This is a genomic window from Allobosea sp. Leaf344 (assembly GCF_001426225.1).
Classification (GTDB): Bacteria; Pseudomonadota; Alphaproteobacteria; order Rhizobiales; family Beijerinckiaceae; genus Allobosea.
Window position 1 is genome coordinate 373,677 of record NZ_LMRT01000001.1, and the last position, 26,348, is coordinate 400,024.

Genomic DNA, 26,348 nt, shown 5'->3' on the forward strand with positions numbered 1-26,348 from the left:
GATGGTTTTCACGTTCGCGGCGCAGGGAATAACGCTTGCGTGACCTTCGCCGGCCGCTCGGATGCTTCGTCACGATACTGTGAAATCTGGACCGGCTTCGGTTTCTCTATCCGCGAACTCCAGGGCGCCGATTTGAACCAGGCGACGCAATAGGCCGTCAGCACCACCAGCGCGAGCCCGGCCAGATTGATGACGAGGGCGATCAGCGGGCCGTCTCCCGCGAGGTGAAAGACCAGCGACGCGATCCGCGCGGCGACGAGGCTGACCAGGAAGGTCGCCAACGATTGCCGCCCGACCTTGACCACGACCAGCGCCGCCCCTCGCGTCAGCCGCGCCTTATGCGGCTCGACTAGCGACAGGACGAGATAGGCGAGCGCCAGGAAATGCACATAGCGCAGCCAGTGCAGATCGGTCTTCTCATTGCCGGGCAGGATCGCCGAACGGGCCTCGGCCAGGGCCGGCACCAGCTGGTGGAAGCCCCAAAAGCTCAAGGGCAGGCTGACCAGCAGGATCGCGCCCGCGACGAGCATCCAGGCGCGGTCGCCGAGCGGCGGCGGCTTCAGCCAGCCCATGCCGAAGCCGAAGCCGGTGAAGAAGATCAGCTGCCAGGCGAAGGGGTTGAAGAACCAGCCGAGGCCCGTCCAGGGATTGCCGGTGAGCGTCAGCCCCGGGCCCCAGGCCAGCGCGTAGAGCCCCAGAGACAGCGCCACGGGCAGCAGCCGGTGCAGCAGCGCCGCCGCCATCATCACCGGGATCAGGGCGAGGATGACGAGATACATCGGCAGGATGTCGAGATAGCCGGGCAGCCAGCGCAGGGTCAGCAGGGCGCCGATCGCCGTCGCCGGGTCGCGCAGCAGATCGGGCAGCGGATCGGTGTTGAGCCCCCGGCCCGGGAACCAGCTCTCGGCTGCGAACATCACGCCGATCACCACCAGGACCACGCCGATCTGCGCCCAATAGACCTGCCAGAGCCGCAGCAGGATGCGCGCCGCGCCGAGGCCGAAGCCACGCTTGACGAAGACGGAGCCGAAGGCGATGGCGCTGGCCAGGCCGGAGCAGAAGACGAAGAGCTCGGTGCCGGAGGAGAATCCGAAACGAGCTGGGATCCAGCTGTTCCACGGGTTCACATCGGCATGGGCGATGAAGATGATGAACATCGTCAGCCCCCGGAAGAAATCCAGCCTGACGTCGCGCTCGCGCTTGCGGGGCAGGGCCTGGGGCGCGGCGACGGCAGCGGGATCGTCGCTCATGGCTAGATCTTCCCGTCATAGGCGCGCCGGCCGATGCGGCAGGCGAGCACGGTGAAGCGGTCCCGCCGCAGCGCCGCCGCGATTTCGCGCTGCAGGCCGTCGGCGTCGTCGATCCAGCGCCCATCCCCGCCCATCGCCTGTGCGACGGCCGGGAAATCGGTGGCGGAGAAATCCACGGCGGCATTGGGGCGCTGGCTGGCGCGTTGCTTCATCTCGATCAGCGCCAGGCTCTGGTCCACGAGCACCACAATCACCACCGGCAGCCCATGTTCCCGCGCGGTCGCCAATTCGCCGAGACCCATCTCCAGCCCGGCATCGCCGACGAACGCGATCACCGGCGCATCGGGGCGGGCGAGCTTGTAGCCGAGCGCGAGCGGCACGGCGCAGCCCATGGTGCACAGGCCGGTGGATTGCAGCACCGCGCGCGGGCGATCGGTCTTCCAGATCTGCGAGAGCAGGATGCGATGGGCGCCGGAATCGATGGTGATGATCGTCTCGGGCGCAGAAGCGGCGCGCACCGTCTCGAAGACGCGATCGGGCCCCCAGGCGCCGCCGGAGGCGAAGGCCGCGTCCAGCGCCGCCCGCGTCGCCGCGGGCTCGCCGCCCGGCCAGGGAGCGCTTTCGCGAGGGCCGGCCAGCGCCGCCAGCCCGGCCGCCATGCCGGCGACGATCAGATGGTCGCGGCGATGCATGCCGTGCTGCATCTCCTCGGCGACGAGGTCGATCACCACCGTCTCGTCGGCGAAGGGCTCGCGCCAGTTGATCCGCATCTCGATCGGGTCGTAGCCGGCCAGCAGCACCACATCGGCCTGGCGCAGCAAGGGCAGGAGCAGCCTGTCCGCCTTGGGCGAAAGCCCGGCGCCGCCGAGCGCGAGCGGATCGCTCTCCGGCAGGCAGCCCTTGGCCTTGTAGCTGGTGATGACCGGAATGCCGCGAGCCTTGGCGAAATCGGCCAGCGCCTGCCCCGCATCCTGGTTGACGATGTCGAGCCCGGCGAGGATCAGCGGCCGCCGCGCTTTGGCGAGCGCCAGCCTCGCCGCCTCGAGCCCCGGGCTGGGCGCAGGGCCGGCGGGCAGGGCCGAGACAAGGCCGGGCCGCGCGCGGGAGGGGGCCGGCCCCTCCGCCACGCCGATCGGGACATCGATATGCACGGGGCCCGGACGGCCGGACAGGGCGATCGCGAGCGCCTTGTCGACCACCGCCTCCGCCGTCTCGGCGGTGGCCCGGAAACTCGCCTTGACGATCGGCCGCAGCAGGGCCTGATGATCGAAGACCTGATGGGTGTAGCTCTCGGCCTCGGCGGCATCGACACAGCCGGTGACGAAGATCAGCGGCACCCGGTCCTGCTGCGCATTGGCCACGACATTGACGGCATTGGCGACGCCCGGGCCGAGCGTCGCATAGAACAGGCCCGCGGCGCCGGTGGCGTGCCATGCGCCTTCGGCCATGAAGCCGGCGGCGTTCTCGTGCTTCACCAGAACCGGGGCGATCCCGGCCGCCGCGAAGGCCTCGACCAGCGCCAGCACCTCGCCGCCCGGAATGCCGAAGGCATGGCGGATGCCGCTCGCGGCGAGGCGGCGGGCGATCAGCTCGGCCCCGGTCGTCGGCCGGCCGGCGACCTCCGAAGCCTCGGGACCGGAACTCTGCGAAGGAGCAGGCATGGGCGCTGTCCAGCCGCGGCGCGGGGTTGAAGAGCGTCGCCGGGTCCTCCGGCATCGACCATCGCGCCATCAATGACACGTCACGTCTGCGTGACGGCCGGCTGCGCCCTCAGGCCTCGGGCTCGATCAGCATCAGATCCGTATCCTCGGGCCGGGCGCCGGCCGCGGTCAGCATCGCATGGACCTGCCCGCGGTGATGCGTCTGGTGGTTGAAGAGATGGGCCACCAGCAGGGCGGCGGGCTTGCGCATTTCGCGCTGCGTCGCGCCGGAGAACCAGCTGAGCTCGCCCGCCAGCCATGCCGGCGACAGCTCCCTGGCCCAGTCGATGATGACGCGGTCGAAGGCGCTTCGCTGTTCGCGCAGATCCCGCCAATCCGCCACCAGAGCGGCGGATTCCGCCAGCCGCCCGGCCGGCCTCGGAGTGCCGGCGAAGCGGTGCAGCCACATCTGGTCGGCCCAGAGGAGATGGCAGAGGGTGCCGTGGATCGAGCGGAAGAAGGCGCCGCGATCCAGCCTGCGGGCGGCATCGTCGAGGGTCGAGGCGGCGCCGTAGAGGCTCTCGTTCTGCCAGGCGTTGTAGCGCGCCATGCTGACGGCGTAGGCGGGCTCGATCATGTGTCGCCCTCAGATGATGTTGGCTTCCAGCAGCGGGCGCCCCGCCACGATGCGCTCATGGCCCAGATCCGAGAGATCGAGCGTGGTGTAGCGGCCATGGATGATGTGCTCGGCGATGCCGCGGCCGACCGCCGGGGATTGCTGCAGCCCATGGCCCGAAAAGCCGTTGGCGAGGTAGAGATTGGGCAGCCCCACCGCGGGGCCGAGGATGGCGTTGGCGTCGAGCGCGTTCATGTCGTAGGGGCCGGCCCAGGCGCGGCCGGGGCGGATCTGCTCGAAGGCCGGGATCCGATGCGCCAGCGCCGGCCAGACGGTCTCCTCGAAGAAGGACCAGTCGACATCCTCGACACCGGGGTCGCTCTCGATCCAGTCGCGGTCGCGATCCGCCGGCGGCGAGGCACCGCAGATGAACATCTGCCCCTCCGCGCCGCGCTTGCCTTCGGGCCGGCAATACACCCCCGTCGTGTCGATCAGCAGCGGGCAATCCGCGACATCCTCCTTGCAGGTGAAGGTGAAGACGTAGCGCGTCTTGGAGCGCACCGGGATCGAAATGCCGGCCGTGGCGGCGAGCCTGGCGCCATGCGAGCCCGAGGCGTTGACGGCCGCGCCGCAGGCGATGCGGCTGCCATCCGTGAGCTCGACGCCGGTCAGCCGCCCTCGCTCTGTCCGATAGCGCGCCACCTCGCCCTGGCGGAACTCGACGCCGAGCGACCGGGCCTTCTTGCGAAAGGCTTGCAACAACGCCCAGCCGTCGAACCAGCCTTCGCCGCTCACGCCGAAGCTGCCGCAGGCGAGGTCGGAAGTATTTAGCCAGCTGAATTTGCTGCGCAGCATGTCTGCAGCATAAAGCGCGATATCGGCGCCTTCCGCCCTCTGCAGCCGCTGGTTGGCGGCGAGGATCGGCGCGCCCTCCGGCCCGGCGAGATAGAGATAGCCGCCCTCGTGCAGATCGATCTTCGGCGCCTCTCCCTCCACACCGAGATGGCTGCCGATATCGCGCAGGAAGGCGATGCCGAACAGCGAGATCCTGATATTCACCGCCGAGGAGAATTGCTGGCGGATCGAGGCCGCCGACAGGGCCGAGGCCGAGAGGCGATAGGTCGGATCCTTCTCGATGACGATGACGCGGCCCCGGAAGCCGGGATCGGCTGCCAGATTGTAGGCGATGGCGGAGCCGATGGCGGCCCCGCCGCAGATCACCACATCGGCGGTTTCGGAAGGAGAGGTCATGGCGGCCGGATCCGGGGCGACGCGTTGAGCGGCGCCGTTGATGAATGCAGCGCATGAATGCCGCGCCGGACCCGGCTTGTCGAGAGGCGGCTTCAGCCGGTGGGACCGGCGCATTCCTCCAGCAGCCAGTCCCGGAACGCGATCACGGCCGGCCATTCCGCCCGCGCCTCGGGATAGACGAGGTAATAGCCGCCGGAGCCGGCGACCGGGCGGTCGAAAGGGATGACCAGGGAGCCCGCGCGCAGTTCCTCCTCGACCAGGAAGCGCGGCACGATGGCGAGGCCGAGCCCCGCCACGGCGGCCTGGGACACCATGGCGAACTGCTCGAAACGCGGCCCCATCAGCGCCCGCTCCGGCGGCAGACCCTGCTGCTCCAGCCAGTTGGCCCAGGCGCGCGGCCTCGTGGATTGCTGCAGCAGCGGGGCGCGCAGCATGTCGGCCGGGCTGGCGAGGCCGATGCGCGCGATCAGCGCCGGCGCCGCCACCGGCACGACCTCCTCGCCCATCAGCCGGTGCAGCCTGGCACCCGGCCAGACCGGGTCGCCGAAATGGATCGCGGCGTCGACCTGCTCGCGCGAGAAATCGAAGGGCACCAGCCTGGTCGTGAAATTGATGGTGATGCCGGGATGGCGCTCGGTGAAACGCGGCAGGCGCGGGATCAGCCATCTCGTGCCGAAAGTCGGCAGGATGGCGAGGTGGAGCACGCCGGTGGCCCCGCGAAACGCCATGGCCGAGACGGTGGCGGCGGCCAGACGCGACAGGCCCTCGCGGATTTCGGTGGCGTAGGCCGCCCCGGCCGGGGTGAGGCTGACGCGCTTGCGCACGCGCTGGAACAGTGCGACGCCGAGCACCAGTTCGAGATGCGCCACCTGCCGGCTGACCGCGCCTTGCGTCAGGTTGAGCTCTTCCGCCGCCCTGGTGAAACTGCCATGGCGCGCCGCGGCCTCGAAGGCGGCGAGCGCCGAGAGCGAGGGGATCGACAGCCGTCCCGGGGCGAGTTCGAACTCCAAGCCTCACCATCCATGAGCAAAACTCATCAACTGGTGAGAACATATCGGTTGCCCGGAGGCGATGGAAGGGGGCATGATCGGCGGATTGGACAGGCCCCGCGCCGTCCGAGCCTCCAGCCGGGAAGCGGGCCAGCGGGTTTCGCCCCATAGCGTGCCGGGCAGCCTCGCCGCCGGAATGCTGTGGGAGACGGAGCCGGCGCGGCGACGGTCCCCGGCCTGGCGGCTCTCCGACATCGAATGACAGGCTTACGCATGACTTCTCCCTTGCCTCAGGACGCCCTGACCCTCCTCGAGCGCCTCGGCGTCACCGAAGCGGCCTTCGCCGCCGGCGGTCTCGCCGCCCGCTCGCCGATCACCGGCGAGACCGTGGCGACGCTGCGCGAGACCGGCGTCGAGGAGGCCAAGGCGGCGATCGGCCGGGCCCAGGCGGCCTTCCTCGCCTGGCGCAAGGTGCCGGCCCCGCGCCGCGGCGAATTCGTGCGCCTGCTCGGCGAGGAGCTGCGCGCCGCCAAGGATGATCTCGGCCTGCTGGTCACGCTCGAAGCGGGCAAGGTCACCTCCGAGGGGCTGGGCGAAGTCCAGGAGATGATCGACATCTGCGATTTTGCCGTCGGGCTGTCGCGCCAGCTCTACGGGCTGACCATCGCGACCGAGCGGCCGCACCACCGGATGATGGAGACCTGGCATCCGATCGGCGTCTGCGGCGTGATCTCGGCCTTTAATTTCCCGGTCGCGGTCTGGTCGTGGAATGCGGCGCTCGCCTTCGTCTGCGGCGACAGCGTCGTCTGGAAACCCTCCGAGAAGACCCCCCTCACGGCGCTGGCCGTGCAGGCGATCGTCGAGAAGACGATGAAGCGCTTCGGGCCGGAGGCTCCGGCCGGGCTGTCCGAGGTGCTGATCGGCGGGCGCGAGATCGGCGACGTGCTGGTCGGCGACCATCGCGTGCCGGTGGTCTCGGCCACGGGCTCGACGCGGATGGGCAAGGAGGTCGGCCAGAAGCTCGCCGCCCGCTTTGCCCGCGCGATCCTCGAGCTCGGCGGCAACAACGCCGCCATCGTCGCACCCTCCGCCGATCTCGACATCGCGCTGCGCGGCATCGCCTTCGCCGCGATGGGCACGGCCGGTCAGCGCTGCACCACGCTGCGCCGGCTGATCGTGCATGAGAGCGTCTATGACGCGCTGATCCCCAAGCTGATCAAGGTCTATGGCTCGGTGCGCATCGGCGATCCGCGCGAGGCCGGCGTCCTGGTCGGCCCGCTGGTCGACGAGGCGGCTTTCAAGGGCATGCAGGCGGCGCTGGCGGAAGCCAGGGCGGCCGGCGGCACGGTGCATGGCGGAGAGCAGGTCACGGTCGGCAGCGGCGGCTTCTATGTCCGCCCGGCGCTCGTCGAAATGCCGTCGCAGACCGGGCCGGTGACGCGCGAGACCTTCGCCCCGATCCTCTATGTCATGAAGTACCGCACGCTCGCGGAGGCGATCGCGCTGCAGAACGATGTCGGCGCGGGGCTGTCCTCCTCGATCTTCACGCTCGACATGCGCGAGGCGGAGAGCTTCATCTCGGCGGAAGGCTCGGATTGCGGCATCGCCAACGTCAATATCGGCCCGTCCGGCGCCGAGATCGGCGGGGCGTTCGGCGGCGAGAAGGAAACCGGCGGCGGCCGCGAGGCTGGTTCGGACGCCTGGAAAGCCTATATGCGTCGTGCCACCAATACGCTGAATTACGGCACCACCCTGCCGCTGGCGCAGGGCGTCAGTTTCGACGTCGATGCGTGAAGGCCGAGTTGAAGAACCATGCCGTCATGGCGAGCGTGAGCGAAGCGACCCAGGAGCGGCAGCGCTCCACGACCCCCTGGGTTGCTTCGTCGCTACGCGCCTCGCAATGACGGAGTCCGTGACATAAGGGAGACGACAATGGCCGAAGCCGCCCGCAGCCACAGCGCCCAGCACAAGCTCGCCGCTTTCACCTGGGACGACGCGTTCTTGCTCGACGAGCAGCTGAGCGAGGATGAACGCCTGATCCGCGACACGGCCCGCGCCTATGCGCAGGAGAAGCTGCAGCCGCGCGTCTCGGAGGCCTATCTCGACGAGAAGACCGACCGCGTCATCTTCAACGAAATGGGCGAGCTCGGCCTGCTCGGCGTCACCGTGCCGGAGGAATATGGCTGCGCCGGCGCCAATTACGTCTCCTACGGGCTCGTCGCGCGCGAGGTCGAGCGTGTCGATTCCGGCTATCGCTCGATGATGTCGGTGCAGTCCTCGCTGGTGATGTTCCCGATCTACGCCTATGGCGACGAAAGCCAGCGCAAGAAATACCTGCCCAAGCTCGGCTCCGGCGAATGGGTCGGCTGCTTCGGCCTGACCGAGCCCGATGCCGGCTCCGACCCGGCCGGCATGAAGACCCGCGCCGAGAAGGTTGCCGACGGCTACCGGCTCACCGGCTCGAAGATGTGGATCTCGAACTCGCCGATCGCGGATGTCTTCGTGGTCTGGGCCAAATCGGCGGCGCATGACAACCAGATCCGCGGCTTCATCCTGGAGAAGGGGATGAAGGGGCTCTCCGCGCCGAAGATCGGCGGCAAGCTCAGCCTGCGCGCCTCGATCACCGGCGAGATCGTGATGGATGGCGTGATCGTGCCGGAAGAGAATCTGCTGCCGAACGTCTCCGGGTTGAAGGGCCCGTTCGGCTGCCTCAACCGCGCCCGCTACGGCATCTCCTGGGGCGTGATGGGCGCCGCCGAGGATTGCTTCCACCGGGCCCGGCAATACGGGCTCGACCGCAAGCAGTTCAACAAGCCGCTCGCCCAGACCCAGCTCTACCAGAAGAAGCTGGCGGATATGCTGACCGAGATCACGCTCGGCCTGCAGGGCTCGCTGCGGGTCGGCCGGTTGATGGACGAAGGCAAGATGGCGCCGGAGATGATCAGCCTGGTCAAGCGCAACAATTGCGGCAAGGCGCTGGATATCGCCCGCCAGGCCCGCGACATGCACGGCGGCAACGGCATCTCGATCGAATATCAGGTGATGCGCCACGCCGCGAATCTCGAGACGGTGAACACTTACGAAGGCACGCATGACGTCCATGCCCTGATCCTGGGCCGGGCTGTGACCGGGCTGCAGGCCTTCTTCTGATACGCTCCCGCCATCCCGCGGCAACGGGGGATGGCGGGGCCCGGGGCTCCTCATCATGTCGCAATCCCCTCCCCTCGCCGGCCTGCGTGTGCTCGAACTCGCGCGCATTCTCGCCGGGCCCTGGATCGGCCAGTTGCTGGCCGATCTCGGCGCCGACGTCGTCAAGGTCGAGGCGCCCGAGGGCGACGACACCCGCAAATGGGGCCCGCCCTTCGTCGAAGGCGCGGATGGCGAGCATCTCTCCGCCGCCTATTTCCATTCCGCCAACCGCGGCAAACGCTCGATCACCGCCGATTTCCGCACCGAGGAGGGGCAGCGCCTGGTGCGCCGGCTGGCGGCGCATGCCGATGTCGTGGTGGAGAATTTCAAGGTCGGCGGGCTGCAGAAATACGGGCTGGACGCCGCTTCGCTCCGCGCCGCCTATCCCCGCCTGATCTATTGCTCTGTCACAGGCTTCGGCCAGACGGGGCCCTACGCCCCCCGCGCCGGCTATGATTTCCTGGTGCAGGGCATGGGCGGACCGATGTCTGTGACCGGCGAGCCGGACGGCGCGCCGATGAAGGCGGGCTATGCCGTCGCCGACATCTATACCGGGCTCTACGCCTCCGTCGGCATCCTCTCGGCGCTGCGCCGGCGCGATGCGACCGGCGAAGGCGCGACGCTCGACATGGCCCTGCTCGACAGCCAGGTCGCGGTGCTGGGCAACCAGGCGATGAACTACCTCGTTTCGGGCGCGCCGCCGGCCCGGCTCGGCAACGCCCATCCCAATATCGTGCCCTATGACGTCTTCCCGGTGGCCGATGGCCACATCATCATCGCGACCGGCAATGACGGGCAGTGGCGCAAGCTCTGCGAGGTTCTGGGCGAGGCGGGCCTGGCCGACCGGGAGGCCTATCGCGACAATCGCTCGCGCGTCGCCAACCGCGTCGCGCTGACTGCGCATCTGCACGGCCTCACCCGGCGCCACGCCAAGCATGAGCTGCTCGCGGCGCTGGAGCGGGTCGGGGTTCCGGCCGGGCCGATCAATGCCGTGGACGAGGTTTTTGCCGATCCGCAGGTCGTCGCCCGCGGCGTGCGGGTCGATCTCGCCAGCGCCGAGGCCAGCGGCGGCTCGATCCCGACCGTCGCCTCCCCGATCGTGATGGACGGGGTGCGCCAGGTCTCCAGCCGGCCCAGCCCCCGACTGGGCGAGCATGGGCCGGAGATTCTGGCCGATCCGGCCTGGGGCGGAGGCCCCGAGGCGCAATAGCAAATAAAGCCCCGCCATCCGCGGCCGCATCGCGGCCTCGCGGGACGAGGTATGCGAGAGGAAGTGAGAGATGGCGTCACGCACCGGCGGGCAGATCCTCGTCGACCAACTGATCCTCCACGGCGTCGGCGACGCCTTCTGCGTCCCGGGCGAGAGCTATCTCGCCGTGCTGGACGCGCTGCACGACGCCGAGCTCAAGGTCACGATCTGCCGCGCCGAGGGCGGTGCCTGCATGATGGCCGAGGCCGCCGGCAAGCTGACCGGCAAGCCCGGCATCTGCTTCGTCACGCGCGGGCCGGGCGCCACCAATGCCTCCCCCGGCATCCATATCGCCGATCAGGATTCGACCCCGCTGATCCTGTTCGTCGGGCAGATCGAGCGCGGCATGCGCGAGCGCGAGGCGTTTCAGGAGCTGGATTACCGCGCCGTCTTCGGCTCCATGACGAAGTGGACGACCGAGATCGACGACGCGGCGCGGATCCCCGAAATCATCAGCCGCGCCTTTCACGTCGCCACCGCCGGCCGGCCCGGCCCGGTGGTGATCGCGCTGCCGGAGGATGTGCTGACCGATCTCGCCGATGTGCCGGATGCGCAGCCCTACCAGGTCACCGAGACCCACCCCTCTTTGCTCCAGACGATCGATCTGCAGAAGCGGCTCTGGGCGGCCAAGTCGCCGGTCGCGATTCTCGGCGGCTCGCGCTGGAATCCGCAGGCGATCGAGCGCTTCATGCGGTTTTCCGAGCGCTTCGACCTGCCGGTGGCGGTGTCGTTCCGCCGGCAGATGCTGTTCCCCGCCGATCATCCGAATTTCGCCGGCGATCTCGGCATCGGCCCCAATCCCAAGCTGCTCCAGCGCATCAAGGAGAGCGACCTCGTCCTGATGGTCGGCGGGCGCCTGTCCGAAATGCCGAGCCAGTCCTACACGCTGTTCGGGATTCCGGAGCCGGGCCGCCCGCTGGTGCATGTCCATCCCGATCCGGAGGAGCTCGGACGAGTCTATCGGCCCTCCCTCGCCATCAATGCCTCGCCGACGGCCTTCTGCGCCGCGCTGGAGACCGTGCATCCGCCGCAGGAGATTCCCTGGGCCGGTGCGGGCGCGCAGGCGCATGAGGCCTTCCTCGGCTGGACCGAGCAGCCGGCGCCGGTCCAGGGGCCGTTCCACCCGGGCGAGGCGGTGACTTGGCTGCGCCGCCATCTGCCGGCCGATGCCATCCTCTGCAACGGCGCCGGCAATTACGCGACCTGGGTCCACCGCTTCCACCGCTTCACGCGTTTCGCGACGCAGCTGGCTCCGACCTCGGGTTCGATGGGCTATGGCGTGCCGGCCGCGATCGGCGCGAAGCGGATGTTTCCGGAGCGCACGGTCGTCGCCTTCGCCGGGGATGGCTGCTTCCTGATGAACGGGCAGGATTTCGCGACGGCCGTCCAATACGAGCTGGCGGTGGTGATCGTGATCATCGACAACGGCATGTACGGCACGATCCGGATGCATCAGGAGCGGGAATATCCCGGGCGGGTGTCGGCGACGACGCTGAAGAACCCGGACTTCGCGGCCTATGCCCGGGCCTTCGGCGGGCATGGCGAGCGCGTCGAGACGACGGCCGAGTTCGGCCCGGCCTTCGAACACGCCGTCGCCTCGGGCAAGCCCGCGATCCTGCACTGCCTGCTCGATCCGGAGGTGATCACCCCCGCCAAGACGCTCACCACCATCCGCGAGGAGGCGATCGCGGCCGGCCGTTGAGCCGGTCGCCAGCTCGCCTTAACCTTACGGGCGGGCGCTTGTGGACAGCTCCGCTTTTGGCGCGGCGCATGTGAACCTTCTGCCCCGCAAGCAGTTACACAGCCGTCGAAGGAGAATGGCGGCTATGAAACGGTTTGGTGCATTTGTCGGAGGCCTGGCGGCCGTGATGCTGGTGGGGAGCGCGCAGGAGGCGGGCGCCCGCAACATCTTCGATGATTTCGCCTCGGCCTTCTTCGGCGCCCCGCGTCACGCGGCGCCGGTCTACGAGCCCCTCGAAATGACGGTGAAGCCGCGGCGCAAGGCGCCGAAGCAGACCGCCAGCTATCCCCAGGTCTCGTCGAAGCCTGCGCCCCCGGCGGTGAAGCTCGACCCGGCAACGGATCCGAACTGGTTCCTGGCCGACCCGACCTTGCGGCGCGGCGACATCGTCGTCACCCGCCAGGGCGTGCTGGTCTATAACGGCCGCGACAGCGATTCCCTGCGCCGGAGCGATTTCGCGTCGCTTGGCGGCAAGGCCGGCGGCAAGGCTGGCGGCAAGGCATGGCAACAGCAGCTTCTCGCGGCCGCGGCGAGCGGGCGCTCCTATTTCGACGAGAGCGGCAGCCCGGTCGGGGTGCAGCAGGCCACCGCCAAGGCGCCCTGAGCCCGACCCGCGGTCGGCTTCAATAGGTCGCGCGTCCGCCCGAGAGATCGAAGACCGCGCCGGTGGAGAAGCTGCAGGCGGGGCTCGACAGCCAGGCGACCAGCTCGGCCAGCTCCTCGACCCGGCCGAGACGGCCGAGCGGGCTCTTGGCGATCATGGTCGCCACGGTCTCGCGGCTCATCTGCCGCAGCAGATCGGTCTCGATGGCGGCCGGTGCCACGGCGTTGACGAGCACGCCGGTGCCGGCCAGTTCCTTGCCCTGCGATTTCGTGAAAGCGATCACACCCGCCTTGGCCGCGCTATAGGCGGCGAGAGTCGGCGTGCCTTCCTTGCCGGCGAGCGATGCGATGTTGACGATCCGGCCATAGCCGCTCTCGACCATTCCCGCCGCCACCGCCTTGGAGCAGAGGAAGGTGCCGGTGAGGTTGACCGCCTGGACACGCTGCCATTGCGATAGCGGCGTCTCCGAGACGGTGGTCGACGGCCCGGTCAGCCCGGCATTGTTGACCAGCACAGCGATCGGCCCGTGGCGCTCCAGCGTCAGCGCGGTCGCTGCGGCGACGGACGCCTCGTCGGCGACGTCGCAGGCGACAAAGGCGTGGCGTCCGCCAGGCTCCAGATCCCAGACCACCGGGATCAGCCCGTCCTGCTCCAGCCTTTCGGCGACGGCGCGGCCGATGCCCTTGGCCCCGCCGGTGACGACCGCGACCTTGGCGCGCTCCATGCTCAGACGAGCTTCGCGGCGACCAGCTTGCGCAGGCTGCGCAGATCCTTGACGAAGCCGCGGATGCCTTCGGCCAGTTTCTCCGTCGCCATCGCATCCTCGTTCATGGCGAAGCGGAAGGCCTTTTCATCGAGCACCAGCTTCGAGGCCCAGCGGTCGCTCGCGGCGGGCGAGGCCGCCAGCGAGAGCTTGCGCGGCAGATCGCCGGTCGCTGCGGCCAGCTCGTCCAGCAGCCCTGGGCCGATGGTCAGGCGGTCGCACCCGGCCAGCGCCTCGATCTCCCCGATATTGCGGAAGGAGGCGCCCATCACCACCGTCCTGATGCCGAACGCCTTGTAATAGGCGTAGATGCTGCGCACCGAGACGACGCCGGGATCGGTCTCGGCGGTGTAGGGGCCGCCGCCCGCCTTGACGTGCCAGTCGAGAATCCGGCCGACGAAGGGCGAGATCAGGAAGGCGTCGGCATCGGCGCAGGCGACCGCCTGAGGCAGGGAGAAGAGCAGCGTCAGATTGCAGTCGATGCCTTCCGCCTGAAGGCGCTTGGCCGCCTGAATGCCCTCCCAGGTCGAGGCGATCTTGATCAGGATGCGCTCGCGGCCGATGCCCCGCTCCTCATAGGCCGCGATGATGGCGCGCGCCTTGGCGATCGTCGCCTCGCTGTCGAAGGAGAGATCGGCATCGACCTCGGTGGAGACGCGGCCCGGCACGATGCCGGCGAGCTCGGCGCCGAACGTCACCGCGAGCCGGTCGCAGACCGCATGCACCGCCTGTTCTCCGGTGCCGGCGGCTGCGGTTTTGCCCCAGGCGACGGCCTCCTCGACCAGATGCGCATAGGCCGGGGTCTCCACGGCCTTGAGGATCAGGGTCGGGTTGGTGGTGCAATCCACCGGCTTCAGCCGGCGCACCGCCTCGAGGTCGCCGGTATCGGCGACGACGGTCGTCATCTCGCGGAGCTGGTCGAGCTTGGAGGCTGTCATTCTGCTAATCCTGCTGGCAACGGGCGGTCCCGGATCTGGACAGGCCAGGCTCCGGCGCATTGCGGGAGCGGCGGCGCGATCGGCGCCGCACGCAGGCGGCTCAATCAGCTCTTCACCGAGCCCGAGGTCAGGCCGGCGACCATGTTCTTGCGGAACCCGTAATAGATGACCGCGGGCGGGATCGCATAGAGCAGGCCGGCCGCCATCAGCAGGTTCCAGGGCGCGTCATCCGCCGAGAGGAAGAGGCCGAGGCCGACGGCGAGCGGCACCGCCTTTTCGCTGGAGAGCAGCAGGAAGGCGTAGAGATACTCGTTCCAGGCGAGCAGCAGGGCATAGATGCCGATGACCACCATGGAAGGCTTCATCAGCGGCAGATAGACCAGCCGGAAGAGCTGCAGCGAGGTCGCGCCATCCATCACTGCGGCCTCGTCCAGCTCCTTGGGCAGCTTGTCGGAGGCCTGCTTCAGCACCCAGATCGCATAGGGCGAGGCCAGCGCGACCATCGCCAGGATCAGCGCCGTCTGCGTGTTGAGCAGCCCATAGGTGCCCATCGCCTTGTACATCGGGATCGCCAGGAAGGCGGCCGGGATCAGATAGGTGGCGAGCGCGAGGTTCATGATCGAGCGGCCGCCGCGGACATGCAGCCGCGCGATGGCGAAGGCGGCGCAGGTGGCGACGAACAGCGTGATCAACCCCGTCGCGAGCGCGATGAAGAAGCTGTTGAACATCTGCAGCCAGAAATTCGTGAGGTAATAATGCTGCTGCTTGAAGACGATCTGGAAGTTCTGGAGCGTCGGGTCATCAGGCCAGAGCTTGCCGGCCAGCATCGATTCCTGGTTCGAGATCGACAGCACGAAGAGATGGTAGATCGGCAGCAGCGTCCAGAGCAGGACGGGGATGGCGATCAGGATGAGCTTGGACTCGTCGATGATCTTTTTCACGCGTCAGCTCCCTTCGAGAGGCGCTTCACCATGAAATACACCATCGGCAGGATCAGCGGCATGGCGACGATGATCGAGGCGATGCCGAGGTCGAGCGCATTGTTGCGCATGTAGCGGATGCCGAGCGTCGCCAGCACATGGTTGAGGTCGCCGGGACCGCCGCCGGTCAGCAGATAGACGCTGTTGAAGTCGCCCAGCGTCCAGATCATCGAAAGCATGGTCGAGGTGACGTAGAGCGTCGCCAGCGAGGGCCAGGTGATGAAGCGGAATTGCTGCCAGCGGCTGGCGCCGTCGACGCTCGCCGCCTCGTAGAGATCCTGCGCGATGGCCAGGCGGCCGGTAACGAGGATCAGCGTCCAGAAGGGCAGCGACTTCCAGATATGCACCATGATCGAGCAGAGGAAGGCGAGCGTCGGATCGGTGAGCCAGCCCGGGCCCTCGACGATGCCGAACCATTGGAACAGCTGCGAATTCACCATCCCCGTCTCGGGGTTGAGCATCACCCGGAAGGACAGGATGGTCGGGATCGACGGCACCGCCCAGGGCAGGATGAAGAGCACCAGGACGAAGCGGACCCAGGCGCGCTGGGCGACGAAGAAGCCCGACAGCGCCAGGGCGATCAGGAATTTCAAATTCACGGCGACGAAGACGAAGATGATCGTGTTCAGCACCGTGCGCAGGAAGATCGGATCGGCGAAGAGCCTGCGATAGGCGTTGAGATCGAGGCCGATCCACAGCCCATAGGCCACGGGGTAGACGACCATCACCGCGAAGACGAGGACGTAAGGCGCCAGCATGACGGCGCCCCACAGCGCCCTGTCGCGGGTATGGCCGGATGTCGCCGCGCTGGGCGGGGCCAGTGGCGCGGCCATGGTGGTCGCTGTCATCGCTCAACTCCCTGGCGTCGCCGCCACTTTCAGACGGGTCGGCATCCCGCGGCCGCAAGGGCGGCGGGATGCCTCAGTTTCGGCGCGTGATCGCTGGCTCAGCCGGCGATCTGCTTGATGCGGGCGATCATCTCGTCCACCGCGGCCTCGGGCGCGATCTTGTCCTGCACCACCCGGTTGACGGCCTTGGCCCAGACGTTCTCGGCGTTCACGGCCGTGAACTTGTAGTTGTACACGAACTGGAAGGGGACCGTCCCGTCCGTATACTGCTTCTGGACGATCTTGCGGTGCGGATCGTCACCCGTCCAGAACGGCGCCTTGGCGGCCTCCACCGTGGTGGGGAACCAGCGGCCGACGGAGCCCTCGACGAAGGGACGCAGATTCTCGTCCTTCATCATGAAGGCCATGAATTCCTTGCCGCGCTTCTTGTTCTTGCCCTCGGCGAAGACCACCGCGGTCTTCACCGCGGCGAGATTGGTCATCTTGCTGCCGTCCGGCTTGTTCGGGAATTCGGCGGTACGGATGTTGTCGTAATAGTTCTTCTTGGCCTGATCGCGCTGCTCCTGGGTGAGCGCGGGGTTGTTCATGTCGTCGAGATGCTTGGCCGCGATCGAGATGGTCGCGTTATGCGTCATCACCGTCGTCTTGTTGTGGAAGGCGACGTTGTTGTCGGGGTCGAGCCAGTTCACCGAGGAGGGCGGCGTGCAGCCGCGCTGCAGGATGTTGGCGTAGGACTTCACGGCCTCGATCATGGCCGCCTTGTTCTTCGGCTGATCGAGCACGATCTTGCCGTCCTCATCCACCACCTGCGCGCCATAGGCGTTGGCGAAGGTCAGGAAGGAGTAGAAGGTGTCGGAGGCGGCGACGCCCATGGGATGGCCGACGGCGTAGATCCGCTTGCCCTTGGCGCGCAGCCCGGCCTGGACCTTGTCGCACCAGAAGTCCCAATAGCCGTTCCAACCCTTGGGAATGTCGCTTTCCTTGAAGCCGGCCTCTTCCAGCATGTCCTTCCAGTAGGTGATGTGCATCATCTGCTGCTGGACCGGGAAGGCGTAATAGGCCTTCTTCTTGGTCTTGTCGTTCATCAGGAAGGTGGTGGCCAGCGCCTGCGGCTGGATCTGCGCCTTCAGCGGCTCCAGAACGTCGCTGACGTCCTCGAGCTTGCCCTCGAAGGCCCATTTGCCGGTAGTGCGGAAATCATAGGTGGTGCAGAAGCCGACATCCGGCGGCGTACCGGCCTCGACCGCGCCGACCGACTTGGTCACGCAATCCTCGGTGGCGTAGAGCGAGAGGTCGACCTTGACGTTGGTCGCCTTCTGGAACTTGTCGACGACGGCGAGCAGCGCATCGTCCTCGCCCTTGTAGAAGCCCTTGGTGAACCAGACCGTGATCGATTCCTGGGCCATGGCCGGGGCGACCCAGCCCGTCGTCAGGGCGGCGAGAGCCGCCGTGGTAACCAGGTGACGCAGTGACTTCATCGAAAACCTCCCAATTAAACCGTTTAAAACCGGCATTTTAAGAACGCCTTGCTGGGGACACTAGTCGAAGTGGGCAGCAACAAACAAGACGGTCCGCTGCGAGAAAAGCAGGCATGGCGAAAATCATGCGGGCGGGGTGGACAGCGCGCCGCAGCCTCTCCAAGACAGGTCACCATGCTGTCATGCAAGCCCGCTAACCGCGGCGCCCAGGGCGCAGGCCCGTGTCAGGCCGTCCAGGAGAATCCCGATGCGCGTCAACATCGTGTTCGCAGCCTTCGCAGGGGCTTTGCTGATGTTCGGACAGGCCGCGACCGCGGCCGAGGGCAAGCTCGTGCTCTATACCAGCCAGCCCAATACCGATGCGCAGCAGACGATCGACGCGTTCAGGCAGGCCCATCCCAAGGTCGAGATCAGCTTCGTGCGCGACGGAACGCCGCGGATCATGGCGAAGCTGCGGGCCGAGTTCGAGGCCGGCTCGCCGCAGCCCGACCTGCTGCTCATCGCCGATTCGATGACGATGGAAGGGCTGAAGACGGAGGGGCGGCTGCTGGCCCATGAGCAGGCGGATGTCTCGGCCTACCCGGCGGGGCTGCACGACCCGCAGAAGACGTGGTTCGCCACCAAGCTGATCACCACCGGCATCGTCTACAACGCCAGGGCGCCGCTGAAGCCGACGAGCTGGAGCGATCTGACGAAGCCGGAGGCCAAAAACCAGCTGGTCATGCCGAGCCCGCTGAACTCCGGCGCGGCGCTGATCCATGCGATCACCCTGACCGGCACGCTTCCCGCGGGCTGGGGCTATTACGAGGCGCTGCAGCGCAACGGCGCGGTCGCGGCCGGTGGCAATGGCGACGTGCTGCGCCAGGTCGCGACCGGCGAGAAGCTCTATGGCATGATCGTCGACTTCATGCCGATCCGCGAAAAGGCCAAGGGCGCGCCGGTGGAGTTCGTCTTCCCGAGCGAGGGCGTGTCGGCGGTGAGCGAACCGGTGGCGATCCTGAAGAGCGCGCGCAATCCGCAGGCCGCCAAGGCCTTCGTCGATTTCCTGCTGTCCAGGGACGGGCAGGCGCTCGCCTTGCGCCAGGGCTATGTCGCCGCCCATCCGGACGTGGCCCTTCCGGCGGGCTATCCCGGCCGGAGCGCCATCAGCCTGATGCCGTTCGACGCGGCCAAGGCGCTCGCCGGCGAGACCGCGGCGCGCAAACGCTTCACCGCGATCTTCGAGTGATGCCGGCGTGACGCTCGCCCTGCGTCCGGCGTGGCGGCCGCAGCCTCGGCGGGTGGGGCTGGCCGCCTGGCGCCCGCCGGCCGGGTCGGGCCTGCCGATCGCGCTGGTCGCCTGCGCATGCCTGCTCGGCGCCCTGCCCTTCCTGCGCCTGGTCTGGGCCGCGCTCGCCCCGGGCGGCGTCTTCGCGCCGGCGGCGGCGCTGGCGGAGATCGCAAGCCGCGCGGCCTGGCGCGCGACGCTGCACAGCCTGGAGACGGCGGCGCTCTCGGCCGCGGGGGCGCTGGCGGTCGGCGGCGGCGTCGCGCTGGTGCTGGCGGTCACCGATCTCCGCGGCAAGGGCGCCATCGCCTTCGCCTTCGTCTTCTCGATGATGATCGCGCCGCAGGTGGCGGCGCTGGCCTTCCTCAGCCTGGCGGCGCCGCATTCGGCGATCCTGGGCGCAATCGGCCTCGCACCGCCGCCGGGCACGCCGAACCCGCTGCTCGGCCGCGGCGGCATCATCCTGGTGATGGCGCTGCACCATGCGCCGCTGGTCGCGATCACCCTGTGGAGCGGCCTGCGCAGCGTGCCGCATACGCTGATCGAGGCGGCCGAGATGGAGGGGGCCGGTCCCGCCACCATCCTGCACCGGATCCTGCTGCCGGTGCTGCGGCCGCAGATCGTGGCCGCCGCTTTGCTCGCCTTCGTCGCCGGGATCGGCAATTTCGGCATTCCGGCGCTGCTCGGACTGCCGGTCAACTACCTCACCCTGCCGACGCTGATCTACCGGCGGCTGTCGAGCTTCGGCCCGGCTGGCCTCGGCGAGGCGGCGGCGCTCTCGCTGCTGGTCGCGCTGGTCGCCGGCCTCGGCATTCTCGCCGGGATGATGGCGCTGCGGCGCGAAGGCGGGCGGGTGGAGATCGACCGGCCGCTGCAGCCATTCTGGCGCCTCGGCAAGGCCAGGCCGCTGGTCGCCGCCCTGCTCTGGCTGCTGCTGGCGCTGAAGCTCGGCCTGCCGCTGCTGGCGCTGCTCGGCGAGGCGCTGACGCCGGCGCTGGGAGCGGCGCTGACCCTGCAGAGCCTGACCTTCGAGAAATTCGCGGAGGTGCTGTTTCGCCAGGACGTGACGATCCGCGCCTTCCGCAACTCCTTCCTCTTCGCCGGCACGGCGGCCATGGTGCTGGCGCTGCTCTCCATCGCCTTCGCTTATGGGCTCGAGCGGCGCATGGGCCGGTGGCGGCGCATGGTCGAGATCATCATCGAGCTGCCTTACGCGCTGCCCGGCGTGGTGCTGGCCATCGCCTGCATCCTGCTCTTCCTCAAGCCGCTGCCGCTGCTCGGAATCAGCCTCTACGCCACGCCCTTCATCATCCTCTTCGCCTATGTCGCACGCTTCCTGCCGCTGGCCTTGAAGGCGCCGGTGGCAGCGATGGCGCAGCTCGAGCAGCATCATGAGGAGGCGGCGCGGCTGGATGGGGCGTCGCTCTGGCAGATGCTTCGCCACGTCATCGCGCCGATCCTGGCGCCGGCGGCGCTGGTCAGCGGGCTGATGGTGTTCCTCGTCGCCTTCAACGAGCTGACGGTCTCGGCCCTGCTCTGGACATCCGGCACCGAGACGCTGGGCGTCGTGCTGTTCAGCCTGAAGGAAGCCGGCCTCGCCGGCGAGGCCGCGGCCGTGGCGCTCAGTGCGACGCTGGTGATCCTCGCCGTGATGCTGCTGCTCGACGCGCTGGCACGGCGCTGGCCGGGGCCGGTGCTGCCCTGGCGGCCGTGACGGCCCGCTGCGCCCGGACGCAGCCGGCCGCGCCTCGCGCCGAAGCGCTGAGCCGAAGTGCTGGGACAGCCCTGCCCTATTCCGCCGCGCGCTGCTCCTGCCGCGGCTCGCCCATCAGGCAGGCGCGCGCCGACCTGGCCTCGCGGACGATGAAATCGACGATCGCCCGGACACGCGCGACATCCTTCAGATCGGCATGGACCAGCAGCCAGAAGGAACGGGTGATCGAGACCGTCTCCGGCAGGACCGGCACGAGGCGCGCTTCTCCCTCCGCCATGAAATGATGGATTACGCCGATGCCCGCCCCGGCGACCACCGCATTCATCTGCGCCACCACGCTCGAACTCTGCACCTGGGCCCGCAGCCCCTTGGCGACCTCGTCGAGATAATCCAGCTCGGGGGTGAAGATGAGGTCGTCGATATAGCCGACGATGCGATGCGCGAAGAGATCCTCCGGAGCCCGCACCGGCGGCATCGAGGCGAGGTAATCGCGGCTGGCATAGAGGCCGAGGCGATAATCCGCGAGTTTTCGCGCCACCACCTTGCCCTCCTTCGGCGGGGCGAGCGTGATCGCGACATCGGCCTCGCGCTTGGAGAGCGAGAGCAGGCGTGGCATGGCGATGAGCTGCAATTCGAGCCCGGGATAGGCGCCGGCGAGGCTCGCCAGCCTGGGCGCGAGGAAGACCGAGCCGAAGCCGTCCGGCGCGCCGATGCGGACCGTGCCGGAGAGCGCCATGTCGGCCCCGCCGATATCGCTCTGGATGGCGAGCGCCTCGGTCTCCATGCTCTCGGCCTTGGCCAGGAGACGCTCGCCATGTGCCGTCAGGGTGTAGCCCTGCGGGCGGCGCTCGAACAGCTTGGCCTTGAGCGAATCCTCCAGCGAGGAGATGCGGCGCGAGACGGTGGCGTGATCGGCGCCGAGCCGGCGGGCCGCCGCCGTCAGCCGGCCGGAGCGCGCGACGGCCAGGAAGAAGCGCAGATCGTCCCAGTCGAACCGCTCCACGGCACCCTCCCGATATTTGCGTTTGCGCACCGGCCTGCGCCCGCAACCGCTATAGCCGTGCGCAAACGAGAATGGTAGGGGTGGAGATCTTCAGTTCAGTCCTCGTCTCGGGAGCGCGCCATGCGTCAGGTCGGACATTTCATCGGCGGCAAGCATGTGGCCGGCAGATCGGGGCGGACATCCGACATCTACCAGCCGATGGATGGCAGCGTGATCGGCCAGGTGGCGCTCGCCTCCCCGGCCGAATTGCGTGCGGCCGTCGAGAACGCGGCCGAGGCCCAGCCGAAATGGGCGGCGGTCAATCCGCAGCGCCGCGCCCGCGTGCTGATGAAGTTCCTCGACCTGATCGCCCAGAACAATGACGAGCTGGCGGAGCTTCTGGCGCGCGAGCACGGCAAGACCATCGCCGACGCCAAGGGCGACATCCAGCGCGGCGTCGAGGTGGTGGAGTTCTCGCTCGGCATTCCCAATCTGCTGAAGGGCGAGTTCACCGACGGCGCCGGCCCCGGCATCGACATCTATTCGATGCGCCAGCCGCTCGGCGTCTGCGCCGGCATCACCCCCTTCAACTTCCCGGCGATGATCCCGCTCTGGAAGCTCGGCCCCGCGATCGCCTGCGGCAACGCCTTCATCCTCAAGCCCTCGGAGCGCGATCCCGGCGTGCCGATGCGGCTGGCGGAGCTGTTCATCGAGGCGGGCGGCCCGCCCGGCATCCTCAACGTCGTCAATGGCGACAAGGAAGCGGTCGACGCGATCCTGGACGATCCGGACATCAAGGCGGTCGGCTTCGTCGGCTCTACCCCGATCGCGGAATACATCTATGCGCGCGGCTGCGCGGCCGGGAAGCGCGTGCAATGCTTCGGCGGCGCGAAGAACCACATGGTGATCATGCCCGACGCCGATATGGACCAGGCGGTCGATGCGCTGATCGGCGCGGGCTATGGTTCGGCCGGCGAGCGCTGCATGGCGATTTCCGTCGCCGTCCCGGTCGGCAAGGCGACCGCGGACGAGCTGGTGAAGCGCTTGATCCCGCGCGTCGAGAGCCTGAAGATTGGCCCATCCACCGATAATTCCGCCGATTACGGCCCGGTGGTGACCAAAGCCGCGATGGACAAGATCCGATCCTATGTCGATCTCGGCATCGAGGAGGGCGCGAGCCTCGTCGTCGACGGGCGCGACTTCAAAATGCAGGGCTATGAGAATGGCTTCTATGTCGGCGGCTGCCTGTTCGACAACGTCACCAAGGACATGCGCATCTACAAGGAGGAGATCTTCGGACCGGTGCTCTCGGTGGTGCGGGCCGAGACCTATGACGAGGCGCTGGCCCTGACCAACGACCATGAATACGGCAATGGCACCGCGATCTTCACGCGGGACGGCGATGCCGCCCGGGATTTCGCCTCGAAGGTGCAGGTCGGCATGGTCGGCATCAACGTGCCGATCCCGGTGCCGCTGGCCTATTACACCTTCGGCGGCTGGAAGCGCTCCTCCTTCGGCGATCTGAACCAGCACGGGCCGGATTCGATCCGCTTCTACACCAAGACCAAGACGGTCACGGCGCGCTGGCCGAGCGGCATCAAGGACGGCGCCAGCTTCGTCATCCCGACGATGAACTGACGGCGGCGAGGTGGCGATGTTCTCCCTGACCGACGATCAGATCGCCATTCGGGACATGGCCACCGCCTTCGCCGCCGAGACCCTGGCGCCGAACGCGACGCGCTGGGACGAGGAGAAGCATTTCCCGGTCGAGGAGATGCGGGCGGCGGCCGCGCTAGGCATGGGCGGCATCTATGTCAGCGAGGATGTCGGCGGCTCCGGTCTGTCGCGGCTCGACGCGGCCCTGATCTTCGAGGCGCTGTCGCTGGGTTGCCCGACGGTGGCGGCCTATATCTCGATCCACAACATGTGCGCCTGGATGGTGGATCGCTACGGCTCGGACGAGCAGCGCGCCGCCTTCCTGCCCAGGCTCTGCTCGATGGAGCATCTGGCGAGCTATTGCCTGACCGAGCCGGGCGCGGGATCGGACGCCGCGGCGCTGAAGACCAGAGCCGTGCGCGACGGCGATGACTACGTGCTCGACGGGCAGAAGCAGTTCATTTCCGGCGCCGGCGTCTCGGACCTCTATGTGGTGATGGTGCGCACCGGCGAGCCCGGACCCGGCGGGATCTCCACCCTGCTCGTCGAAAAGGGGACGCCCGGGCTCAGCTTCGGCGCGAATGAGCGGAAAATGGGCTGGAACGCCCAGCCGACGCGCGCCGTCATCTTCGAGAATTGCCGGGTGCCGGTGGCCAATCGGCTTGGGCCGGAGGGGATCGGCTTCAAGATCGCCATGGCGGGGCTGGATGGCGGGCGCCTCAACATCGGCGCCTGCTCGCTCGGCGGCGCGCAGGCCGCGCTCGACAAGGCGCTCGCCTATGCCCAGGAGCGCAAGGCCTTCGGCTCGCGGATCGCCGATTTCCAGGCGCTGCAGTTCAAGCTGGCCGATATGGCGACGGAGCTGGAAGCGGCGCGCAGCCTGCTCTGGCGGGCCGCCGCCGCACTCGACGCCAAGGCGCCGGACGCGACGCGGCTCTGCGCGATGGCGAAGCGCGTCGCGACCGATACCGGCTTCGCAGCGGCCAATGAGGCGCTGCAGATCCATGGCGGCTATGGCTACCTCGCCGATTACGGCATCGAGAAGATCGTCCGCGACCTGCGCGTCCACCAGATCCTGGAGGGGACCAACGAGGTGATGCGGATGATCGTGGCGCGCGGCCTGGTGGGGCGGGCCAAGGGCAATTGAGCCGGTGAGCGCCGCGGCCGCGGCGCGTCGCGGGCTGAGCAAGGGGAGAGCATCATGACCGTCATCGCCTTCATCGGCCTCGGCAATATGGGCGGCCCGATGGCCGGCAATCTGGTCAAGGCCGGGCATGATGTGCGCGCCTTCGACCTGTCGCAGGCCTCGCAGGACGCCGCGGCCGAACTCGGCGTCGGCATCGCGGGCTCTGCTCGGCAGGCGGTGGACGAGGCCGAGATCGTGGTGACGATGCTGCCGGCGGGCAAGCATGTGCTCGCGGTCTGGGAGGACATCCTGCCGGCGGTGAAGCCGGGCACGCTGCTGATCGATTCCTCGACGATCGACGTCGCCAGCGCCCGCAGGGTACATGCGCTGGCGGCCGAGCGCGGCTGCCTGTCGCTCGACGCGCCGGTCTCGGGCGGTGTCGGCGGTGCGAAGGCCGCGAGCCTGACCTTCATGGTCGGCGGCAGCGAGGAGGCCTTCGCGCTGGGCGAGCCGATCCTGGCCAGGATGGGGCGCCGGATCGTGCATTGCGGCGGCGCCGGCAACGGCCAGGCCGCCAAGATCTGCAACAACATGATCCTCGGCATCTCGATGCTGGCGGTGTCGGAGGCTTTCGTTCTCGGCGAGAAGCTCGGCCTGTCGCATCAGGCGCTCTACGACGTTGCCTCGACCTCCTCCGGCCAGTGCTGGTCCCTGACCACCTATTGCCCGGTGCCCGGGCCGGTGCCGAATTCCCCGGCCAATAACGGCTACAAGGCCGGTTTCGCCTCGGCGCTGATGCTGAAGGACATGAAGCTGTCGCAGGAGGCGGCGCAGGCGGTCAATGCCAGCACGCCGCTGGGAGCCGCCGCCGCGCAGCTCTACGGGCTGCACAACGCGCTGGCCGATGGCGGAGCCGACTTCTCCGACATCATCAACATGCTGCGCGGGCGCAGCGGCGCCTGAGCGGCCTTGCGTCCTGATCGCTTGCGCCGCGGCGCGGCTGATCCTAGGACGGAAGCATGACCGACAGCTCCAGCCGCCGCGAACGCTCGGCCTATACCGGCTTCGCCACCAGCCCTCTCGACCGCCGCGCCGATCTCCGCGACACGCATGATGCCGTGGCCGCCCTGCGCCACCGCTCGGATACGCGGATCGCGGTGGTCGCCGGAGAGACGCCGATCCTGAAGCGGCTCGACGGTGAGACGCAAAGTGTCTGGTTCAGCCATGGCGAAAGCGAGCTGCTCGGCCCGGGGCTGGAAGAGGCGTTTCTCGGGATCGACGGGGCCGGCGCGCCGCGTTTCGCCCGGCTGATCGACCGCTCCCTGGTCGATGAGCTGCGGGAGCGGCCGGAGCTCCTGGTCACGGATCTGCGCTCGGTCGCGCTGAAGCGGCTGGTGCCGAAGGACGAGCTGGGGCCGCTCGGCGAAGGCAAGGCGCTGCTGGACTGGCATGCCCGCCATCGCTTCTGCGCGCAATGCGGCGGCCCGACGGAGCCCGGCGCCGCGGGCTGGAAGCGGCAATGCACCGCCTGCGGGGCGCAGCATTTCCCGCGCACCGACCCGGTGGTGATCATGCTGGCGACGCGCGGCGACCAATGCCTGCTCGCCCGCCAATCGCGTTTCGCGCCGGGGATGTATTCCTGCATCGCCGGCTTCGTCGAACCCGGCGAGACCTTCGAGGACGCGGTGCGCCGCGAGACCTGGGAGGAAGCGGGACTACGCACCGGCGCGGTGCGCTATCTCTGCTCCCAGCCCTGGCCCTTCCCGTCGTCGCTGATGATCGGCTGCCTCGCCGAGGCGCTGAACGACGACATCGTGCTCGACGGCACGGAGCTCGAGGCCGGCCGCTGGTTCAGCCGGCAGGAAGCGCTGCAGATGCTCGAGGGCACGCATCCGGACAATCTCTTCTGCCCGCCGCATATGGCGATCGCCAATACGCTGCTGAAGGCCTGGGCGCTGGAAGGCGAGAGGGCGGTGTGAGGGGGGCAGTCGGGATTGGGCAGTCGGCAGTCGGACTTGTATTGCCGACTGCCTACTGCCTACTGCCTACTGCCTACTGCCGATCGCC

22 protein-coding genes are annotated in these 26,348 nt (G+C 68.4%); 11 read left to right on the forward strand and 11 right to left on the reverse strand.

Annotated features, from left to right (window positions below):
- Positions 1-8: 8 nt before the first annotated feature.
- From ASG72_RS01710 to gcvA, 5 genes are all read right to left on the reverse strand, one after another.
- Positions 9-1,250 (reverse strand): OpgC domain-containing protein, encoded by a 1,242-nt coding sequence (locus tag ASG72_RS01710; RefSeq protein WP_056708072.1) that lies wholly within the window; start codon positions 1,248-1,250, stop codon positions 9-11.
- Positions 1,251-1,252: 2 nt separating this feature from the next.
- Positions 1,253-2,911: a thiamine pyrophosphate-binding protein gene (locus ASG72_RS01715; RefSeq protein WP_082539998.1), complete on the reverse strand. Its 1,659-nt coding sequence runs from the start codon at positions 2,909-2,911 to the stop codon at positions 1,253-1,255.
- A 109-nt stretch (positions 2,912-3,020) separates the two neighbouring features.
- Complete coding sequence (locus ASG72_RS01720) at positions 3,021-3,527, reverse strand: DinB family protein (RefSeq protein ID WP_056708073.1); 507 nt, start codon at positions 3,525-3,527, stop codon at positions 3,021-3,023.
- Positions 3,528-3,536: 9 nt separating this feature from the next.
- Complete coding sequence (locus ASG72_RS01725) at positions 3,537-4,757, reverse strand: FAD-binding oxidoreductase (protein ID WP_056709877.1); 1,221 nt, start codon at positions 4,755-4,757, stop codon at positions 3,537-3,539.
- Positions 4,758-4,849: 92 nt separating this feature from the next.
- Entirely contained in the window at positions 4,850-5,767 is a 918-nt protein-coding gene (gene gcvA, locus ASG72_RS01730; RefSeq protein ID WP_056708077.1) for a transcriptional regulator GcvA, read from the reverse strand.
- 279 nt (positions 5,768-6,046) lie between these two features.
- On the opposite strand from gcvA, the gene ASG72_RS01740 reads away from it, so the two are divergent.
- The 5 genes from ASG72_RS01740 to ASG72_RS01760 all read left to right on the forward strand — a co-directional run bounded on the left by ASG72_RS01740 (position 6,047) and on the right by ASG72_RS01760 (position 12,529).
- Entirely contained in the window at positions 6,047-7,540 is a 1,494-nt protein-coding gene (locus ASG72_RS01740) for an aldehyde dehydrogenase family protein (protein WP_244488704.1), read from the forward strand.
- Between the two features lie 138 nt (positions 7,541-7,678).
- Positions 7,679-8,896 (forward strand): acyl-CoA dehydrogenase, encoded by a 1,218-nt coding sequence (locus ASG72_RS01745; RefSeq protein ID WP_056708086.1) that lies wholly within the window; start codon positions 7,679-7,681, stop codon positions 8,894-8,896.
- 55 nt (positions 8,897-8,951) lie between these two features.
- The gene (locus ASG72_RS01750) at positions 8,952-10,145 is read left to right on the forward strand and encodes a CaiB/BaiF CoA-transferase family protein (protein ID WP_056708087.1); all 1,194 of its coding nucleotides are present in this window, start codon (positions 8,952-8,954) and stop codon (positions 10,143-10,145) included.
- Between the two features lie 70 nt (positions 10,146-10,215).
- On the forward strand, positions 10,216-11,886 hold the full coding sequence (locus tag ASG72_RS01755) for a thiamine pyrophosphate-binding protein (protein ID WP_056708093.1): 1,671 nt from the start codon (positions 10,216-10,218) through the stop codon (positions 11,884-11,886).
- Between the two features lie 124 nt (positions 11,887-12,010).
- A complete protein-coding gene (locus tag ASG72_RS01760; RefSeq protein WP_156395747.1) occupies positions 12,011-12,529 on the forward strand; it encodes a hypothetical protein in 519 nt (172 codons plus the stop codon).
- Between the two features lie 19 nt (positions 12,530-12,548).
- On the opposite strand, the gene ASG72_RS01765 is transcribed toward ASG72_RS01760, so the two are convergent.
- The 5 genes from ASG72_RS01765 to ASG72_RS01785 all read right to left on the reverse strand — a co-directional run bounded on the left by ASG72_RS01765 (position 12,549) and on the right by ASG72_RS01785 (position 17,536).
- Positions 12,549-13,253, reverse strand: a complete 705-nt coding sequence (locus tag ASG72_RS01765) for an SDR family NAD(P)-dependent oxidoreductase (RefSeq protein ID WP_056708100.1) — start codon at positions 13,251-13,253, stop codon at positions 12,549-12,551.
- A 2-nt stretch (positions 13,254-13,255) separates the two neighbouring features.
- Complete coding sequence (gene tal, locus ASG72_RS01770; RefSeq protein WP_056708102.1) at positions 13,256-14,230, reverse strand: transaldolase; 975 nt, start codon at positions 14,228-14,230, stop codon at positions 13,256-13,258.
- A 104-nt stretch (positions 14,231-14,334) separates the two neighbouring features.
- Positions 14,335-15,171, reverse strand: a complete 837-nt coding sequence (locus tag ASG72_RS01775) for a carbohydrate ABC transporter permease (RefSeq protein WP_056708106.1) — start codon at positions 15,169-15,171, stop codon at positions 14,335-14,337.
- Positions 15,168-16,043 (reverse strand): sugar ABC transporter permease, encoded by an 876-nt coding sequence (locus ASG72_RS01780; protein WP_200939896.1) that lies wholly within the window; start codon positions 16,041-16,043, stop codon positions 15,168-15,170. The genes ASG72_RS01775 and ASG72_RS01780 overlap by 4 nt, the downstream gene beginning before the upstream one ends.
- A gap of 113 nt (positions 16,044-16,156) precedes the next feature.
- Positions 16,157-17,536 (reverse strand): ABC transporter substrate-binding protein, encoded by a 1,380-nt coding sequence (locus tag ASG72_RS01785; RefSeq protein ID WP_056708109.1) that lies wholly within the window; start codon positions 17,534-17,536, stop codon positions 16,157-16,159.
- A 247-nt stretch (positions 17,537-17,783) separates the two neighbouring features.
- Between ASG72_RS01785 and ASG72_RS01790 the strand changes: the two genes are divergently transcribed.
- Together ASG72_RS01790 and ASG72_RS01795 are read left to right on the forward strand one after the other, a co-directional pair.
- Entirely contained in the window at positions 17,784-18,764 is a 981-nt protein-coding gene (locus ASG72_RS01790) for an ABC transporter substrate-binding protein (protein ID WP_056708110.1), read from the forward strand.
- Positions 18,765-18,771: 7 nt separating this feature from the next.
- A complete protein-coding gene (locus ASG72_RS01795; RefSeq protein ID WP_244488660.1) occupies positions 18,772-20,517 on the forward strand; it encodes an ABC transporter permease subunit in 1,746 nt (581 codons plus the stop codon).
- A gap of 76 nt (positions 20,518-20,593) precedes the next feature.
- Here ASG72_RS01795 and ASG72_RS01800 read toward each other — a convergent pair whose 3' ends face one another.
- Entirely contained in the window at positions 20,594-21,520 is a 927-nt protein-coding gene (locus ASG72_RS01800; RefSeq protein WP_082540107.1) for a LysR family transcriptional regulator, read from the reverse strand.
- Between the two features lie 120 nt (positions 21,521-21,640).
- Here ASG72_RS01800 and ASG72_RS01805 point away from each other — a divergent pair, with 120 nt between their 5' ends.
- Genes ASG72_RS01805 through nudC form a run of 4 tightly spaced genes read left to right on the forward strand, consistent with a single transcriptional unit; the run spans position 21,641 to position 26,260 of the window.
- A complete protein-coding gene (locus ASG72_RS01805; protein ID WP_056708112.1) occupies positions 21,641-23,137 on the forward strand; it encodes a CoA-acylating methylmalonate-semialdehyde dehydrogenase in 1,497 nt (498 codons plus the stop codon).
- A gap of 16 nt (positions 23,138-23,153) precedes the next feature.
- Positions 23,154-24,302, forward strand: coding sequence for an isobutyryl-CoA dehydrogenase (locus ASG72_RS01810; RefSeq protein WP_056708115.1), 1,149 nt, complete (start codon positions 23,154-23,156; stop codon positions 24,300-24,302).
- A gap of 54 nt (positions 24,303-24,356) precedes the next feature.
- Positions 24,357-25,244: a 3-hydroxyisobutyrate dehydrogenase gene (gene mmsB, locus ASG72_RS01815; RefSeq protein WP_056708116.1), complete on the forward strand. Its 888-nt coding sequence runs from the start codon at positions 24,357-24,359 to the stop codon at positions 25,242-25,244.
- A gap of 56 nt (positions 25,245-25,300) precedes the next feature.
- A complete protein-coding gene (gene nudC, locus ASG72_RS01820) occupies positions 25,301-26,260 on the forward strand; it encodes an NAD(+) diphosphatase (protein WP_056708117.1) in 960 nt (319 codons plus the stop codon).
- The last annotated feature ends 88 nt before the right edge of the window (positions 26,261-26,348 follow it).

Excerpts from the sequence above, each read along its gene's own strand:
- ASG72_RS01790 (WP_056708110.1), top strand. The coding sequence starts at position 17,784 with ATGCGCGTCAACATCGTGTTCGCAGCCTTCGCAGGGGCTTTGCTGATG.
- ASG72_RS01745 (WP_056708086.1), top strand. The coding sequence starts at position 7,679 with ATGGCCGAAGCCGCCCGCAGCCACAGCGCCCAGCACAAGCTCGCCGCT.
- tal (WP_056708102.1), bottom strand. The coding sequence starts at position 14,230 with ATGACAGCCTCCAAGCTCGACCAGCTCCGCGAGATGACGACCGTCGTC.
- ASG72_RS01725 (WP_056709877.1), bottom strand. The coding sequence starts at position 4,757 with ATGACCTCTCCTTCCGAAACCGCCGATGTGGTGATCTGCGGCGGGGCC.
- ASG72_RS01780 (WP_200939896.1), bottom strand. The coding sequence starts at position 16,043 with ATGGCCGCGCCACTGGCCCCGCCCAGCGCGGCGACATCCGGCCATACC.
- ASG72_RS01765 (WP_056708100.1), bottom strand. The coding sequence starts at position 13,253 with ATGGAGCGCGCCAAGGTCGCGGTCGTCACCGGCGGGGCCAAGGGCATC.
- ASG72_RS01805 (WP_056708112.1), top strand. The coding sequence starts at position 21,641 with ATGCGTCAGGTCGGACATTTCATCGGCGGCAAGCATGTGGCCGGCAGA.
- ASG72_RS01760 (WP_156395747.1), top strand. The coding sequence starts at position 12,011 with ATGAAACGGTTTGGTGCATTTGTCGGAGGCCTGGCGGCCGTGATGCTG.
- ASG72_RS01750 (WP_056708087.1), top strand. The coding sequence starts at position 8,952 with ATGTCGCAATCCCCTCCCCTCGCCGGCCTGCGTGTGCTCGAACTCGCG.
- mmsB (WP_056708116.1), top strand. The coding sequence starts at position 24,357 with ATGACCGTCATCGCCTTCATCGGCCTCGGCAATATGGGCGGCCCGATG.
- ASG72_RS01720 (WP_056708073.1), bottom strand. The coding sequence starts at position 3,527 with ATGATCGAGCCCGCCTACGCCGTCAGCATGGCGCGCTACAACGCCTGG.
- ASG72_RS01715 (WP_082539998.1), bottom strand. The coding sequence starts at position 2,911 with ATGCCTGCTCCTTCGCAGAGTTCCGGTCCCGAGGCTTCGGAGGTCGCC.
- ASG72_RS01755 (WP_056708093.1), top strand. The coding sequence starts at position 10,216 with ATGGCGTCACGCACCGGCGGGCAGATCCTCGTCGACCAACTGATCCTC.
- ASG72_RS01710 (WP_056708072.1), bottom strand. The coding sequence starts at position 1,250 with ATGAGCGACGATCCCGCTGCCGTCGCCGCGCCCCAGGCCCTGCCCCGC.
- ASG72_RS01785 (WP_056708109.1), bottom strand. The coding sequence starts at position 17,536 with ATGAAGTCACTGCGTCACCTGGTTACCACGGCGGCTCTCGCCGCCCTG.
- ASG72_RS01810 (WP_056708115.1), top strand. The coding sequence starts at position 23,154 with ATGTTCTCCCTGACCGACGATCAGATCGCCATTCGGGACATGGCCACC.
- nudC (WP_056708117.1), top strand. The coding sequence starts at position 25,301 with ATGACCGACAGCTCCAGCCGCCGCGAACGCTCGGCCTATACCGGCTTC.